Source organism: Dactylosporangium sp. NPDC006015 (assembly GCF_040614215.1).
Lineage (GTDB): Bacteria > Actinomycetota > Actinomycetes > Mycobacteriales > Micromonosporaceae > Dactylosporangium > Dactylosporangium maewongense.
Window position 1 is genome coordinate 114,108 of sequence record NZ_JBEXUD010000001.1, and the last position, 14,647, is coordinate 128,754.

The window sequence follows — 14,647 nt, forward strand, 5'->3', positions numbered from 1 at the left end:
AGACAGCCCAGCTCACACAGCCCGCCGCCGCCACCACCCGCACCGGGCACCAGAACCGGCGGGAACCAGACCCGCGACGTGTCGGCTCACACAGCAACGCAGATCCCGCCGGACACGCAGTCGTGGCGCACGCCGCCGGGCAGGCACTCACGCACGGCAGGCCATGGGCGTTGTTGGGGGTGGGTGCGGCGAGTGCGGAGCGCCGGGTCGGGTTCGGCTACGGAGTGGGGGTGGGAACGGGGCTGGAAGGGGCGGTTTGGTGGGGAGGGTCGGGTTCATCGGAGGAGTGGATGTCTTCGGAGTGGGCTGAGGAGTGAACGCCAGCGTGGGGACTTCCCGCGGAAGCAAGGCCCTCGGGAACAGCACCACCGGAAGCAACGTCCGCAGAGGCAGCGGCCCCGGGAACAGCGCCCTCCGAAGCGACGCCCGTAGGAGCAACGCCCCCGGAAGCAGGGGTCGCGGAAGCGACGCCCGCAGGAGCAACGCCCCCGGAAGTCGAGGCAGCAGGAGAAGCGCTCGCGGGAGCAACGGTCGCGGTGGCAGTGCTTGCGGGGGCACGGTCTGCGGAGGCGGCGCCAGCTAACGCGGTGGCTGCGGGTGCAGGGTCTGTAGAGGGAGTGGCTGGCGAGGGGGTGCTGGAGGGGGTGTCGGAAGACGGCACGAGCAGCGGTACGGGTGGGGAGTCGACCAGGGCGAACTGGGTCTTGTAGAGCTCCGCATACAGGCCGCCCGCTGTGACGAGGGTGTCGTGGGTGCCGTGCTCGACGATGCGGCCGTTGTCGACGACGAGGATCTGGTCGGCGGCGCGGATGGTGGAGAGGCGGTGGGCGATGACGAGGGCGGTGCGGCCGGTGAGGGCCTCGGCGAGGGCGCGCTGGACGGCGGCCTCGGACTCGGAGTCGAGGTGGGCGGTGGCTTCGTCGAGGATGACGATGGAGGGGGCGCGGAGCAGGAGGCGGGCGATGGCGATGCGTTGCTTCTCGCCGCCGGAGAAGCGGTAGCCGCGCTCGCCGACGACGGTGGCGAGGCCGTCGGGGAGGGACTCGACGAGGTCGCCGACCTGGGCGCGGCGCAGGGCGGTCCAGAGCTCGTCGTCGGTGGCACCGGGCTTCGCGTAGCGCAGGTTCTCGGCGATGGTCTCGTGGAAGAGGTGCGAGTCCTGGGTGACGACGCCGATGGTGTCGCGCAGCGACTGCAGGGTCGCGTCGCGGACGTCGACGTCGCCGACGAGGACGGCGCCGGCGGTGACGTCGTAGACGCGCGGGACGAGCATGGCGGTGGTGGACTTGCCGGCGCCCGAGGGGCCGACGAGCGCGACCATCTGGCCCGGCTCGACGGTGAAGGAGACGCCCTTGAGCACCTCGTCGGTGACGGTGCGGTCCAGCGACGCGACGTCTTCCAGGGACGCGAGGGAGACCTCGGCGGCGCTCGGGTAGCGGAAGCGGACATCGCGGAGCTCGACCTTCGCCGCGCCGGGCGGCAGCGGGCGGGCGTCGGGGCGCTCGGCGATGCCGGGGGCGAGGTCGAGGACCTCGAAGACCCGCTCGAACGACACGAGCGCGCTCATCACGTCGACCCGGACGTTGGACAGCGCGGTCAGCGGGCCGTAGAGCCGGGTGAGCAGCAGCGCCAGGGTGACGACGGTGCCGGCGGTGATCTGGCCGTGCACGGCGAACCAGCCGCCGAGACCGTAGGTGAGCGCCTGGGCGAGGGAGGCGACGAGCAGCATGCTGACGAAGAACACGCGGCTGTACATCGCGGTCTGGATACCGATGTCGCGGACCCGGCCGGCCCGGTCGGCGAAGCGCTCCGCCTCGGTCTCCGGCCGGCCGAAGAGCTTGACCAGCAGGGCGCCGGCGACGCCGAAGCGCTCGGTCATCGTCGCGTTCATCGTGGCGTCGAGCTGGTAGGCCTCGCGGGTGATCGCGGCGAGCCGCTTGCCGACCCGGCGGGCCGGGAGGATGAAGACCGGCAGCATGACCAGCGACAGCAGCGTCACCTGCCACGACAGGGTGACCATGACCGCGGCGGTGAGGACGAGCTGGATGACGTTGCTGACCACGCCGGACAGGGTCGAGGTGAACGCGCGCTGCGCGCCCTGCACGTCGTTGTTGAGCCGGCTGACCAGCGCGCCGGTCTGCGTGCGGGTGAAGAACTGCAGCGGCATGAGCTGCACGTGCCCATAGACCTGGGTGCGCAGCGACAGGATGATGCCTTCGCCGATGCGGGCGGAATACCACCGCTGGACGAGGGAGAGCAGGGCGTCGGCGACGGCGAGGGCGCCGATGAGCAGCGCGACCCGGACGACCGCGGTGCCGGCGTGGGGGCCACCGGCATTGATCTTGTTGATGACGTCGCCGGCGAGGTAGGGCGTGGCGACGCCGATGCCCGCGCCGAACACGACGGTGACGAGGAAGACGCTGATGTCGCCGCGATAGGGCCGGGCGAAGGCGAGGATGCGCTTCGCCGTGCCGCGGGCCAGGCGCTTGCCGGCCAGCTCGTCGGCCTTGCGCAGGGAGCGCAGGGTCTCCCACCCGGCCATGCTGCTCGGCGACGTCATTCGAAACCCCCCGGTCGGAGAACTTGAAGCCCAAGCATGCCCGGGGGGTACGACAAATTATTCGCCGAGGCCCGCCAGATCCTGGATCCGGCGCACCTGCGCGGCCCGCTCGACGGCCTCCTGCTGGGCGAACGTGTGCCCGCCCGCGGCCGCGATCAGCGCCTTGATCTCCACGACCGCGTCGCGGGAACCCGCCAGGACGGCCGCGGTGAGATCACCGACGGCGTCCCCCAGATCAGCCGGGGGAACCACCACGTTGGCCAGGCCGATCTGCGACGCCTCGCCGGCGTGCACGCGCCGGCCGGTGACGCACAGCTCCAGAGCCCGCGCATAACCGACCAGCTCGACGAGCCGCTTGGTGCCACCGAGGTCCGGGACGAGCCCGAGGGACACCTCGGCCATGCAGAACTTCACGTCCTCGGCCACGACCCGGAAGTCACAGGCGAGGGCGAGCTGGAATCCGGCGCCGATGGCGTGGCCGTGGACCGCCGCGATCGAGATCAGCGACGGCTGCCGGAGCCAGGCGAACGCCTCCTGATACTGCGCGATCTGCGCGTCGGAGACGCCGCCGAGGATGGACGCGGCGACCGAGGTGTCGAGCCCGGCCGAGAAGGCCCGACCGGAGCCGCGCACGACGACCACCCGAACGTCGCCCGGCAGTGACCGGCCGAACGCCCGGAGGTCGGCCCACAACGCGGGGGTCTGCGCGTTGAGAACCTCGGGCCGGTCCAACGTCACCGTTGCGACCGGCCCTTCGACGTCGAAACGCGCCTCTCCCGACGTGGGAGCGGCGTTCACGCCTTCTTGCGGCGCCGGGCACCGCCACGCTGACGAAGCTGAACGCCAGATTCGGTCAGCACCCGGTGCACGAATCCATAGGATCGACCGGTGGAAGCGGCGAGCGCGCGGATACTCTCACCGTTGGTGTACCGCTTCACGAGGTCCTTCGCCAGCGTCTGCCTTTCGGCGCCGACGATCCGGCGACCCTTCTCGGTGCTGGTGGTGGCGGTGGCTGCCATGCTGATCCCTCACGTCCCAGACTGAGCGGTTGGTGCGGTCCCACCTATTAGACCGCCTCGAACGATCATGCGCTAGATATCGACGGCACGCCAACCGACACGCACAGCATTGTCGCCTACCCGATACCGTGATGCGCCGTGATGAGCGAACCCTCCACCGACCAACCATGGACAGCGCATCGTGAGCGTCGCGATGCGCTCCGTTGGGTTGCCTTCGGCCTGCTCGGGCTCGCTGTCGCCGCGCTCGCGGTGCAGCTCGACGCCCGTCTGGGCACCGCAAGCGCGCCCTTCCTCGGCAGGTACAAGATCAGGGTCGGGCCGGGCAGCGTACTGGCGCCGCTGGTGGCCGCGGCGGTACTGTGGTCTGCGTCACAGGGTGCCCTCGAGCGACGATCCTGGCGAAAAATTCAGCTTTTCGGGTACTGCGCCGGCCTGACGTGGGCAATCGCTTTGGCGCTTGTCGATGGCTGGTCGGGCCTTACGAAAGCCCTCGGTTCGCCGGAGGAATATCTGGGTGACGTTAGGCGGGTCGGCGACGATCCCCTCGCATACCTCAGACATTTCACCTCCGACGCGCCGGCCCACTCGGTCGCCTCCCGGGGCCATCCGCCGGGTCCCGTTCTGTTTTTGTGGCTGGCCGACCGAATCGGCGTCGACAACCACGTCGTCCTCGGATTCCTGATCACCGCATTGTCGGCGCTGACGATTCCGCTGGTGTTGTCGGCGGTGCGTGACTCCGTCGGCGAGGCGGCCGCGCGGCGGTACCTGCCGGTGCTCGTCCTCGCCCCGTACGCCATCTGGGTCGCCGTCAGCCTCGACGGCCTGGTGGCGACCCTGGGCGCGGCCGCGATCGTGTGCGGCCTCCGGGCAAGTCGCACAAAAGTCCGAAAAAAGGCGGTCTGGGCGCTGGCGGCCGGGCTGCTCGTGGGCGTCGCCGCGCTGTTCTCGTACTCGGCCCCCTGGCTCGGCCTGTCGATCGTCTGCGTCTACTTCGCGCGGCGGCGGGCGTTCCTCAACATCGTGACGGGCATCGGCGCCCTCGTGCCCGTCCTGGGGGCGCAACTGCTCGGCTTCGGCTGGGCGGACGGCCTGGTGGCCGCGGAGACCGACTACGCCAGCCGGGTCGCGCCGTACCGGTCGGTGCTGTGGTGGAGCGCGATCAGCGTCGTCGTCCTGCTGCTCGCCACGGGCCCGGCGATCGTCGCCAGCGCGCGGAAGCTGCGCAACACGGCCGCCTGGCCGTTCCTGGTGGGCGCGGGGGCGGCCGTGGTGTTCTCGATCGCGGCGGGCCTCGCCAGGGGCGGTGTGGAGCACGCCTGGCTGCCGTTCTTCCCGTGGCTCACGGTCGCCGTGGTGGCGCCGGAGAAGCCGGCCGGCGAGCTGCCCCCGACCCCGCTGCTGCTCACAGCGGTCGGGGCAGCCCTCGCGGTCGTCGTCGAAGCCGTGCTGATCACGCCCTGGTGAAACCTCAGGCGAGTTCCACGAGCTCCAGCAGGTCGTCGCTCCACGCGTCCTCCACGCCGTCGGGCAGGAGGATCGCGCGGTCCGGCTTCAGGGCCGTGACCGCGCCGGGGTCGTGCGTGACGAGGACGATCGCCCCCGGGTAGCGGGCGATCGCGTCGAGGACCTGCTCGCGGCTGATCGGGTCGAGGTTGTTGGTCGGCTCGTCGAGCAGCAGCACGTTGGCGCCGGAGCAGACCAGCGTGGCGAGCGCGAGCCGGGTCTTCTCGCCGCCGGACAGGACCCCGGCGGGCTTGTCGACGTCGTCGCCGGTGAACAGGAACGCGCCGAGGATCTTGCGCAGCTCGGTGTCGTTCTGGTCCGGGGCGGCGGAGCGCATCAGCTCCAGGATCGTGCGGTCGACGTCGAGCTGCTCGTGCTCCTGGGCGTAGTACCCGCGCTGCAGGCCGTGCCCGGCGTGGACCTCGCCGGTATCGGGCTCCAGCTCCCCGGCGAGCATCCGCAGCAGGGTGGTCTTGCCGGCGCCGTTGAGGCCGAGGATCGCTACCCGGGAGCCGCGGTCGACGGCGACGTCGACGTCCACGAAGATCTCCAGGGACCCGTACGTCTTCGACAGCCCGGACGCCGTCAGCGGGGTCTTGCCGCACGGCTTCGGGTTGGGGAAGCGGACCTTCGCGACCTTGTCGGAGACCCGGACCTCTTCCAGGTCACCCAGCATCCGCTCGGCGCGGCGGGCCATGTTCTGCGCGGCGACGGTCTTGGTGGCCTTGGCCCGCATCTTGTCGGCCTGCGCCATGAGGGCGCCGGCCTTCTTCTCGGCGTTGGCCCGCTCGCGCTTGCGGCGCTTCTCGTCGGTCTCGCGCTGCTGCTGGTACAGCTTCCAGTTGAGGTTGTAGAAGTCGATCGTCGCGCGGTTGGCGTCGAGGTACCACACCTTGTTGACGATCGCGTCGAGCATCTCCACGTCGTGGGAGATCACCACGAGGCCGCCCTTGTGGCTGGACAGGAAGTTGCGCAGCCAGGCGATGGAGTCGGAGTCGAGGTGGTTGGTCGGCTCGTCGAGCAGCAGGATGCCGCCGCCGGTCGCCGCCGCGTCGCGGAACAGGATGCGGGCCAGCTCGATCCGGCGGCGCTGACCGCCGGAGAGCGTGCCGATGGTCTGGGCGAGCACCCGGTCGGGCAGGCCGAGGTTGGCGCAGATGCGGGCGGCCTCGGCCTCGGCCGCGTAGCCGCCGAGCCCGGCGAACTGGTCCTCCAGCTGCCCATACCGCCGGATGAGCCGCTCGTCGTCGCCGAGCGTGGCCTCCAGGGCCTTCATCTCGGCGTAGATGGTGTCCAGGCCGCGGGCGGACAGCACCCGGTCGCGGGCGGTCACGTCGAGGTCGCCGGTGCGGGGGTCCTGCGGCAGGTAGCCGACGGGGCCGCGGCGCTCGACGGAGCCGGCGTGCGGGGTGCCCTCACCGGCGAGGACCTTGAGGGTGGTGGTCTTGCCGGCACCGTTGCGGCCGACGAGACCGATGCGGTCGCCGGGCTGGATGCGCAGGTTGATGTCGCTGAGGAGGATGCGCGCGCCCGCGCGCAGCTCAAGACCCGTGGTCGTGATCACAGGAAGGACTCGCTCTCGCAATATTCAGGGGGAAGACGGACAGACTCCTGGTGCAGGACCGGGGTCACTCCCTCTGCGTACGAAGCGTGCGAGTCACCGGCATATCCTACCGTGCGCACGGCACCGCACCGCCACACGATTACGTCACAAGATCATCGGGTACCGACGCAGCAGACGCCGATCGATCCCCCCGTCTGAAGAGGTGTGCCATGGAGTTCAACGACGATGCTGATCTCGACAGCAGCCAGGTCAACGACCTGCGCGGGTCGACCAGTGGCGGCGGTGGTGGCGGTGGCGGCCTCGGCGGCATCCCGATCCCCCTCCCGGGTGGCGGCGGCGGGAAGATGGGCCTCATCATCACCCTGGTCGTCCTGGCGCTGGTGATCTGCGGCGGCGGTGGCCTCTTCGGCAGCGGCATGCTCGGCGGCGGGGGCGGCGGCAACCAGCAGGCCGACAACTCCGACATCGAGAAGCGCTGCGACAAGTCCAACAAGGACCGGTTCAACGACGCCGACTGCCGCAACCTGCTGTACGTCAACTCCGTCCAGGCGTACTGGAAGGCGGAGATGCCGCAGGCGTTCGGCAAGCAGTACCAGCAGGCGAAGACGAACTACTTCAACGGCGCCGTGAACACCGGCTGCGGCCAGGCCGACTCCGGCGTCGGGCCCTTCTACTGCCCGGCCGACAGCCAGGTCTACATCGACCTCACCTTCTACAAGGAGCTGTCGAGCCGCTTCGGCGCCAAGGGCGAGTTCGCCGCCCCGTACGTCATCGCCCACGAGTACGGCCACCACATCCAGAACCTGCTCGGCACCAACGCCAAGGTCCAGCAGGGTGACACCGGCCCCACCTCGGGCTCGGTGCGCCTGGAGCTGCAGGCCGACTGCTACGCCGGCACCTGGGCCTTCCACGCCACGGAGACCAAGGACAAGGAGGGCGACGCCGTGCTGTTCACCTCCATCACGCAGGCGGACATCAACGAGGCGATCGAGGCGGCCGAGGCGATCGGCGACGACACGATCCAGAAGAAGTCCGGCGGCGGCGTCAACCCGGACGGCTTCACCCACGGCACGTCCGCGCAGCGCAAGAAGTGGTTCACGCAGGGCTTCAACACCGGCGACCCGCGCCAGTGCGACACCTTCTCCACCAGCAACCTGTGACTCTGGTCGAGCTGCGGCAGGTGTACCGGGGGCACGCCGCCCCCGGCACCGCCGCCGGGATGCGCGCCTACATGCGCGACCAGTTCGACTTCCTCGGCATCCCGTCGCCGGTACGACGGAAGCTGGACAAGCCGTTCCTGCGGACGGACGAGCCCCTGCGGCTGGCGCAGGAATGCTGGGCGCAGCCGGAGCGGGAGTTCCAGTACTTCGCCTGCGACCTGCTGACCAGGCACGCGAAGCACCTCACCGCGGCCGACCTGCCCGCCCTGCGCGCCCTCATCACGACCAGGCCCTGGTGGGACACGGTCGACCTGCTCGCCGCCAACGTCGTCGGGCCGGTCGTCCGCCACGACCAGACCCCGATGGACGCCTGGATCGAGGACGACGACCTGTGGGTGGTGCGGACCGCGATCCTGCACCAGTTGAAGTACCGCGAGGCGACCGACCCGCGACGGCTCTTCTCGTACAGCGGCCGATGGAAACACGAGCAGGACTTCTTCATCCGCAAGGCCATCGGCTGGGCACTGCGCGAGTATGCGAAGACCGACCCGGACGCGGTGCGCGCCTTCGTCGCGGCGAACCCGGACCTGTCCGGCCTGTCCAAGCGGGAAGCGCTGAAGAATATCGGTGGCGGCACCCCGGCACCGGCGCCATGATGCACGCCATGAGCCGACGCCTCCTGATCGCAGCCCCCGCCACCTCCGGCGAACGGGCGAAGCGACAGACCGGCGCCCTGACGGAGGCGAGCCGCAAGCAGCAATCGTGACCGCGGGCCTCGGGGAGGTCGTCCTCTCCGGGATGCTCGCCGGCTACGGGGTCGCGGTGCCGGTCGGCGCGATCGGCGCCCTGATCGCCGGGCTCGCCGCCCGCACCGGCTGGCGGACCGGCGCCGGCGCCGCGATGGGGGTGGCCACCGCCGACGGGATCTACGCGGTGATCGCCGTCCTCGGCGGCGCGGCCCTCGCGGGGCTCATCGCGCCGATCTCCGCTCCCCTGCGTTGGGTCGCCGCTGTGGTACTGGTGGCGCTCGCCGTCAAGACCGCCGCCGACGCCCTGCGGCACCGCCACGAGGCCGCGCGCGCCGGGGATAACGGCAGGGACACGGACGGCAGGATGACCCGGCCGACCGGCGCGTACTTCGCGCTGCTCGGCCTGACCATGCTCAACCCGGCGACGATCGTCTACTTCGGCGCGCTCGTCCTCGGCCGCCGCGCCGACGACGGCCTGTCCGCGGCCGGCGAGACCGTCTGGGTCCTGTCGGCGTTCGTGGCGTCGGCGAGCTGGCAGCTGCTCATCGCCGGCGGCGGCACCCTGCTCGGCAAGGTCCTCACCGGCCCGCGCGGCAGGCTGTGGACCGCGCTGACGTCCAGCGCCGTGATCGCCGTCCTCGCCGTCGTTCTGGTCGTGTGACCTTTTGCCGCGCCCGCGCGTGATGTCGGCATGAGGGATGCCGAAGGGTTCGCCGAGTGCTACGCGCTGCAGTTCCGGCAGATCGCCGCCCAGCTGAGCGTGTACCTCGGCGACCTCGACGAGGCGCGGGACCTGACCCAGGAGGCGTTCGTGCGCGCCTGGCAGCGCTGGGACCGCATCAGCCGCTACGAGGAGCCCGCGACGTGGATCCGCCGCGTCGCGTGGAACCTCGCCACGTCGCGCCTGCGCCGCCTGCGGGTCGCGCTGCGACATCAACGCGGCGCCAGGCTCGAGCTGGTGCCCGGCCCGGACGAGCACGGCGGGCACGGTGTGGCGATCCGCGACGCGCTCGCGGCGCTGCCCGACGGCCAGCGCCGCGCCGTGGTCCTGCACTACCTGGTGGGGCTGCCGGTCGCGGAGATCGCCGAGCTGTGCCGGGTCCGTGAGGGCACGGTGCGCACCTGGCTGTACCGGGCCCGGCAGTCCCTCGCGGCCATGTTGGACGACTTCCGAGAGGCACGCCGATGAACCAGCAGCTGCACGACGCGCTCCGCGCCGAGTACGAGCTCGCCCACGACACGATCCGCCCCGACGGCGTCGCAGCCGTGCACGCGGGCGCCGCCCGCAGGAGGCGCCGGCACATGGCCACCGGCGCCGCGATCCTGGCCCTGGCCGTCGCCGGAGCCGGGGCGGTCACGTGGCGCCTGCTGCCCGGCGACGGACCGGCGCAGATGGCCGCCGGGCCGGGCTGCGACCGGCCCGGCCACAACGTGGCGGTCTTCCTCAAGAGCGACGTCACCGAGGAGCAGACGCAGCAACTGGACCTGGCGCTGCGCAGCTCCCCCGAGGTCTACTGCCTGAGCTTCGAGACCAAGGAGCAGGCCTGGGAGCAGTTCAAGATCCATTTCAGCGACGCGCCGGACCTCGTCGCGGCGACCCGGGTCGACATGCTCCCCCAGGCGTTCCGCTTCCGGGTCGCCAAGGTGCGCGAGGCCGACGCGGTGGAGCAGCGGATCCACGGCCTCCAGGGCTACATGGACTACGTCTGCTCCTGCAGGACGGCCACGCCGACCAAGCCCCGCTGAACGCCCTTCGCTGAAACGGCTTCCCGCTGAACGGCTTCTCGCTGAACGCCTCGTCAGACGTTGAAGCCCAAAGCGCGCAGCTGGTCGCGGCCCTCGTCGCTGATCTTGTCCGGCCCCCACGGCGGCAGCCACACCCAGTTGATCCGGATGTCGCTGACCAGGCCGCCGCCCGGGCCGCTGCACAGCGCCTGGCGGGTCTGGTCCTCGATGACGTCGGTCAGCGGGCACGCCGCGGACGTCAGCGTCATGTCGAGGGTCGCGACGTTGTCCTCGTCGACGTGGATGCCGTACACCAGGCCGAGGTCAACGACGTTGATCCCGAGCTCCGGGTCGACGACGTCCTTCATCGCCTCTTCGATGTCGGCGAGCACCGCGGTCATGCCTTCTCCTCACTCGGGACGGCTCGGCTGAGCGCGTCCTTGTACGCCATCCACGCCAGCAGGGCACACTTCACCCGGGCCGGGTACTTCGCCACGCCGGCGAACGCCACCGCGTCCTCCAGCACCGCCTCGTCGGGCTCGACCTGACCGCGGCCGCCCATCAGCTCCGTGAACGCCTCGTGCCGCCGCAGCGACTCCTGCACGGTGCCGCCCTTGAGCAGCTCGTGCAGGATGCTCGCGGACGCCTGGCTGATCGAGCAGCCGACGCCCTCGTACGACACGTCCGCGACGGTGTCACCCTTGATCGACACGCGCAGGGTCACCTCGTCGCCGCAGGTCGGGTTGACGTGGTGGGCCTCGGCGTCGAACGGCTCGCGCAGGCCACGGCCGTGCGGCCGCTTGTAGTGATCCAGGATGATCTCCTGGTAGAGCTGGTCCAGCTTCATGCGAAGACCTTCCGCACCCGCTCCAGGCCGCGGACCAGCGCATCGATCTCGTTGGTCGTGGTGTACAGGTAGAACGACGCCCTCGTGGTCGCCGGCACCCCGAAGCGCACGCAGGTCGGGCGGGCGCAGTGATGCCCGACCCGGACCTGCACGCCCTCGTCGTCCAGGATCTGCCCGACGTCGTGCGGGTGGACGCCGTCGACGGTGAAGGAGATCGTCGCGCCGCGCCCTTCCGTAGTGGTCGGGCCGATGATCCGCACGTCCGGCGTCGCGGTCAGGGCGTCGAGGGCATACGCGGTGAGCTGCTTCTCGTACGCCTGGATCGCGTCCATGCCGACGGCGCTGAGATAGTCGACGGCCGCGCCCAGACCCACGGCCTCCGCGATCGGCGGCGTGCCGGCCTCGAAGCGGGCGGGTGGCGGCATGAACGTCGAGCCGGTCATCGCGACCGTCTCGATCATCGAACCGCCGCCCAGGAACGGCGGCATGGCGTCGAGCAGCTCGAACCGGCCCCACAGCCCGCCGATGCCGGTCGGCCCGAGCATCTTGTGGCCGGTGAACGCGACGAAGTCGGCGCCGAGCGCGGTCACGTCGACGGGGATGTGCGGCACCGACTGGGAGCCGTCGAGCAGCACCAGCGCGCCAACCTGCCGGGCCCGGGCGACGAGGACGTCGACGGGGTTGATCGTGCCGAGGATGTTGGAGTAGTGCACCACCGAGACGAGCTTCGTGCGCTCGTTGACGATCTCGTCGATCGCCGACAGGTCGAGCCTGCCGTCGTCGGTGAGCCCGAACCAGCGCAGCGTCGCGCCGGTGCGCTGCGCGAGCAGCTGCCACGGCACGATGTTGGAGTGGTGCTCCATCTCGGTGATGACGATCTCGTCGCCGGGCCCGATCCGCAGCCGCGGGTCGTCGGCGACCGCCGTGAAGGCGTGCGCGACGAGGTTGATCGCCTCGGTCGAGTTCTTCGTGAAGACGATCTCGGCGGCGGTGCCGGCGCCGACGAACGCGGCGACCTTCTCGCGGGCGCCCTCGAACGCCTCGGTGGCCTCGGTGCCGAGCGTGTGCACGGACCGGGCGACGTTGGCGTTGTGCAGCTCATAGTGCTCCCGGACCGCGTCGATCACCTGGCGAGGCTTCTGCGACGTGTTCCCGGAGTCGAGGTAGACGAGAGGCTTGCCGTTGACCTCCCGATCGAGGATCGGGAAGTCCTTCCGTACGGCGTCGACATCCAGCGCGTTCATGATTCCCCTAAGCGTGGTGCGTCGCCGGTCCCGCACCGGCCAGGTAGCGCTCGTAGCCTTCGGCCTCGAGCTGCTCGGCGAGCTCCGGCCCGCCCTCTTCGACGATCCGCCCGCCGACGAACACATGCACGAAGTCGGGCTTGATGTAGCGCAGGATCCGCGTGTAGTGCGTGATGAGCAGCAGCCCGGTGTCGCCGCTCTCGCGGACCCGGTTGACGCCCTCGCTGACGATGCGCAGGGCGTCGATGTCGAGGCCGGAGTCGGTCTCGTCGAGCACCGCGATCTTCGGCTTGAGCAGCTCCAGCTGCATGATCTCGTGCCGCTTCTTCTCACCGCCGGAGAAGCCCTCGTTGACGTTGCGCTGCGCGAACGCCGGGTCCATCTGCAGCTTCTCCATGGCGCCGCGCAGCTCGCCGGCCCAGGTGCGCAGCTTCGGAGCCTCACCGTCGATCGCGGTCTTCGCGGTCCGCAGGAAGTTGGCGACCGACACGCCGGGGACCTCGACCGGGTACTGCATCGCCAGGAACAGGCCGGCGCGGGCCCGCTCGTCGACGGTCATCGCCAGCACGTCCTGGCCGTCGAGGGTCACCGAACCGCCGGTGACCTGGTAGCGCGGGTGACCGGCGATCGAGTACGCCAGGGTCGACTTGCCCGAGCCGTTGGGGCCCATGATGGCGTGGGTCTCCCCCGCCCCGACGGTCAGATCGACCCCGGCGAGGATCGGCTTCAGCTCGCCGTCAGGCAGCTTCACCGACACCTGCAGGTTGCTGATCTCCAGCGTGCTCACTTCGTCACTCCGTTACTGGGATTCAAGTCGATGTAGACGTCGCCGTCGCGGATCTCGACGGGGTAGACCGGGACCGGCTCGGTCGCCGGAAGGCCGGTCGGCTCGCCGGTGCGCAGGTCGAAGCGCGAGCCGTGCAGCCAGCACTCGAGGGTGCAGCCCTCGACCTCGCCCTCCGACAGCGCGACCGCGGCGTGCGAGCACTCGTCGTAGACGGCGTAGAAGTTGTCGTCGTCGGCGTGGACGAGCGCGATCTCGGTCCCTTCGACCTCGACCTGCCGCACCGTCCCCTTGCCCACCTCGGCCGCCGCGCACACTCGGATCACGTGCCGGCCGCCTCGAGTCGTGCGTCGATGGCCTCGCCCAGCCGGTCGCGCAGCGACTCGACCGGGATCTTGTGCAGCAGCTCCGCGAAGAAGCCGCGGACCACGAGCTTGCGCGCCTGCTCGTCCGGGATGCCCCGGGACATCAGGTAGAACAGCTGCTCGTCGTCGAACCGGCCGGTGGCGCTGGCGTGGCCCGCGCCGGCGACCTCGCCGGTCTCGATCTCCAGGTTGGGCACCGAGTCGGCGCGCGCCCCGTCGGTCAGCACCAGGTTGCGGTTGATCTCGTACGTGTCGGTGCCGGTCGCCTCGGCCCGGATCAGCACGTCGCCGACCCACACCGTGTGTGCCTCCTGACCCTGCAGCGCGCCGCGGTACGCGACGTAGCTGCGGCAGTCAGGGACCGAGTGGTCGACGAGCAGCCGGTGCTCCATGTGCTGCCCGGCGTCGGCGAAGTAGAGACCGAACGCGTCGATCTCGCCGCCGCGACCGGTGTAGTCGACGCTGGTGTACTGCCGGACCAGGTCGCCGCCGAGCGTGACCTGGACGTGCGTGACCTTCGCGTCCCGGCCGAGCCGGAAACGGATGTGCTGCGCCTGGACGGCGTCGGCGTCCCAGTCGGTGACCGTGACCAGCGTGAGCCGGGCCGCGTCGCCGACGAGCACCTCGACGTTGTCGGCGAGCGTGACCGAGCCGACCTGCTCCAGCACGACGGTCGCCTCGGCGAGCCGGCCGACCTCGACGACGGTGTGGCCGAACGCGACCTCGGTGCTCGAGCCGACGAGCCGCACCACGGCTGCGGTCTCCGGCACGGCGTTCGCCGCCACCGACACCAGCAGCGCCTCGGTGGCGCCGCCGGCCGCGAGCGCGCTGATCCGGTCGAACGGGGTCAGCGCCGCTCCGACCCGCGGGTCGGAGCGGTCGACGGTCGCGACGGTCACGCCCTCGGGCAGGTCACCGATCTCGACCTTCGGCGCCGGTGCCTGTGTGGGCTCGCCGCCTTCGGCGGTCGCCAGGCCACGCAGGCGCTTGAGCGGGGTGAACCGCCACTCCTCCTCCCGCCCCGTGAGGGCGGGGAAGTCGGCGACGTCGAACGAGCGGACCTGCTGCGCGCGGGTCTTCGGCGGTACCAGTACGGGTGCGCTCATTCCGCCGCCTCCGCTGCGCTC

At 70.8% G+C, this 14,647-nt stretch carries 15 protein-coding genes and 1 pseudogene; 6 read left to right on the forward strand and 10 right to left on the reverse strand.

From position 1 onward, the window contains the following. Nucleotides 1–676: 676 nt before the first annotated feature. The 3 genes and pseudogenes from ABZ321_RS00425 to ABZ321_RS00435 all read right to left on the reverse strand — a co-directional run. A pseudogene (locus ABZ321_RS00425) lies at nucleotides 677–2,560 on the reverse strand (ABC transporter ATP-binding protein); the annotation flags it as partial. 57 nt (nucleotides 2,561–2,617) lie between these two features. Further along, nucleotides 2,618–3,358: an enoyl-CoA hydratase/isomerase family protein gene (locus tag ABZ321_RS00430; protein WP_354888119.1), complete on the reverse strand. Its 741-nt coding sequence runs from the start codon at nucleotides 3,356–3,358 to the stop codon at nucleotides 2,618–2,620. Beyond that, complete coding sequence (locus ABZ321_RS00435) at nucleotides 3,355–3,579, reverse strand: helix-turn-helix domain-containing protein (protein ID WP_033359767.1); 225 nt, start codon at nucleotides 3,577–3,579, stop codon at nucleotides 3,355–3,357. Before ABZ321_RS00435 ends, ABZ321_RS00430 begins: the two co-directional genes overlap by 4 nt. Before the next feature lie 141 nt (nucleotides 3,580–3,720). Between ABZ321_RS00435 and ABZ321_RS00440 the strand changes: the two genes are divergently transcribed. Further along, nucleotides 3,721–5,043, forward strand: coding sequence for a hypothetical protein (locus tag ABZ321_RS00440; protein ID WP_354888948.1), 1,323 nt, complete (start codon nucleotides 3,721–3,723; stop codon nucleotides 5,041–5,043). 4 nt (nucleotides 5,044–5,047) lie between these two features. Here ABZ321_RS00440 and ABZ321_RS00445 read toward each other — a convergent pair whose 3' ends face one another. Then, the gene (locus ABZ321_RS00445; protein WP_354888122.1) at nucleotides 5,048–6,646 is read right to left on the reverse strand and encodes an ABC-F family ATP-binding cassette domain-containing protein; all 1,599 of its coding nucleotides are present in this window, start codon (nucleotides 6,644–6,646) and stop codon (nucleotides 5,048–5,050) included. 209 nt (nucleotides 6,647–6,855) lie between these two features. Between ABZ321_RS00445 and ABZ321_RS00450 the strand changes: the two genes are divergently transcribed. From ABZ321_RS00450 to ABZ321_RS00470, 5 genes are all read left to right on the forward strand, one after another. Next, nucleotides 6,856–7,806, forward strand: a complete 951-nt coding sequence (locus ABZ321_RS00450; protein WP_344502979.1) for a neutral zinc metallopeptidase — start codon at nucleotides 6,856–6,858, stop codon at nucleotides 7,804–7,806. Continuing rightward, the gene (locus ABZ321_RS00455) at nucleotides 7,803–8,462 is read left to right on the forward strand and encodes a DNA alkylation repair protein (protein WP_354888130.1); all 660 of its coding nucleotides are present in this window, start codon (nucleotides 7,803–7,805) and stop codon (nucleotides 8,460–8,462) included. The genes ABZ321_RS00450 and ABZ321_RS00455 overlap by 4 nt, the downstream gene beginning before the upstream one ends. A gap of 142 nt (nucleotides 8,463–8,604) precedes the next feature. Next, nucleotides 8,605–9,216, forward strand: coding sequence for a LysE family transporter (locus tag ABZ321_RS00460; protein ID WP_344503245.1), 612 nt, complete (start codon nucleotides 8,605–8,607; stop codon nucleotides 9,214–9,216). A gap of 30 nt (nucleotides 9,217–9,246) precedes the next feature. Beyond that, entirely contained in the window at nucleotides 9,247–9,744 is a 498-nt protein-coding gene (locus ABZ321_RS00465) for a sigma-70 family RNA polymerase sigma factor (RefSeq protein WP_344502981.1), read from the forward strand. Next, complete coding sequence (locus ABZ321_RS00470; protein ID WP_354888133.1) at nucleotides 9,741–10,301, forward strand: permease-like cell division protein FtsX; 561 nt, start codon at nucleotides 9,741–9,743, stop codon at nucleotides 10,299–10,301. Before ABZ321_RS00465 ends, ABZ321_RS00470 begins: the two co-directional genes overlap by 4 nt. A gap of 53 nt (nucleotides 10,302–10,354) precedes the next feature. On the opposite strand, the gene ABZ321_RS00475 is transcribed toward ABZ321_RS00470, so the two are convergent. The 6 genes from ABZ321_RS00475 to sufD are packed head-to-tail and all read right to left on the reverse strand — an operon-like array spanning nucleotide 10,355 to nucleotide 14,626. After that, nucleotides 10,355–10,681: a metal-sulfur cluster assembly factor gene (locus tag ABZ321_RS00475; protein ID WP_344502983.1), complete on the reverse strand. Its 327-nt coding sequence runs from the start codon at nucleotides 10,679–10,681 to the stop codon at nucleotides 10,355–10,357. Further along, nucleotides 10,678–11,127, reverse strand: a complete 450-nt coding sequence (gene sufU / locus ABZ321_RS00480; protein ID WP_344502984.1) for a Fe-S cluster assembly sulfur transfer protein SufU — start codon at nucleotides 11,125–11,127, stop codon at nucleotides 10,678–10,680. Before sufU ends, ABZ321_RS00475 begins: the two co-directional genes overlap by 4 nt. Further along, nucleotides 11,124–12,371 carry a cysteine desulfurase gene (locus ABZ321_RS00485; RefSeq protein WP_354888137.1) on the reverse strand — a complete coding sequence of 416 codons (1,248 nt, stop codon included), beginning with the start codon at nucleotides 12,369–12,371 and terminating at the stop codon, nucleotides 11,124–11,126. Before ABZ321_RS00485 ends, sufU begins: the two co-directional genes overlap by 4 nt. Nucleotides 12,372–12,378: 7 nt before the next feature. Beyond that, on the reverse strand, nucleotides 12,379–13,158 hold the full coding sequence (gene sufC / locus ABZ321_RS00490) for a Fe-S cluster assembly ATPase SufC (protein WP_354888140.1): 780 nt from the start codon (nucleotides 13,156–13,158) through the stop codon (nucleotides 12,379–12,381). Further along, the gene (locus tag ABZ321_RS00495; protein WP_344502987.1) at nucleotides 13,155–13,481 is read right to left on the reverse strand and encodes a non-heme iron oxygenase ferredoxin subunit; all 327 of its coding nucleotides are present in this window, start codon (nucleotides 13,479–13,481) and stop codon (nucleotides 13,155–13,157) included. The genes sufC and ABZ321_RS00495 overlap by 4 nt, the downstream gene beginning before the upstream one ends. Next, nucleotides 13,478–14,626 carry a Fe-S cluster assembly protein SufD gene (gene sufD / locus ABZ321_RS00500; protein WP_344502988.1) on the reverse strand — a complete coding sequence of 383 codons (1,149 nt, stop codon included), beginning with the start codon at nucleotides 14,624–14,626 and terminating at the stop codon, nucleotides 13,478–13,480. Before sufD ends, ABZ321_RS00495 begins: the two co-directional genes overlap by 4 nt. Between the last annotated feature and the right edge of the window lie 21 nt (nucleotides 14,627–14,647).

Excerpts from the sequence above, each read along its gene's own strand:
- ABZ321_RS00470 (WP_354888133.1), top strand. The coding sequence starts at position 9,741 with ATGAACCAGCAGCTGCACGACGCGCTCCGCGCCGAGTACGAGCTCGCC.
- ABZ321_RS00485 (WP_354888137.1), bottom strand. The coding sequence starts at position 12,371 with ATGAACGCGCTGGATGTCGACGCCGTACGGAAGGACTTCCCGATCCTC.
- ABZ321_RS00460 (WP_344503245.1), top strand. The coding sequence starts at position 8,605 with ATGCTCGCCGGCTACGGGGTCGCGGTGCCGGTCGGCGCGATCGGCGCC.
- sufU (WP_344502984.1), bottom strand. The coding sequence starts at position 11,127 with ATGAAGCTGGACCAGCTCTACCAGGAGATCATCCTGGATCACTACAAG.
- sufD (WP_344502988.1), bottom strand. The coding sequence starts at position 14,626 with ATGAGCGCACCCGTACTGGTACCGCCGAAGACCCGCGCGCAGCAGGTC.
- ABZ321_RS00465 (WP_344502981.1), top strand. The coding sequence starts at position 9,247 with ATGAGGGATGCCGAAGGGTTCGCCGAGTGCTACGCGCTGCAGTTCCGG.
- ABZ321_RS00475 (WP_344502983.1), bottom strand. The coding sequence starts at position 10,681 with ATGACCGCGGTGCTCGCCGACATCGAAGAGGCGATGAAGGACGTCGTC.
- ABZ321_RS00450 (WP_344502979.1), top strand. The coding sequence starts at position 6,856 with ATGGAGTTCAACGACGATGCTGATCTCGACAGCAGCCAGGTCAACGAC.
- ABZ321_RS00440 (WP_354888948.1), top strand. The coding sequence starts at position 3,721 with ATGAGCGAACCCTCCACCGACCAACCATGGACAGCGCATCGTGAGCGT.
- ABZ321_RS00435 (WP_033359767.1), bottom strand. The coding sequence starts at position 3,579 with ATGGCAGCCACCGCCACCACCAGCACCGAGAAGGGTCGCCGGATCGTC.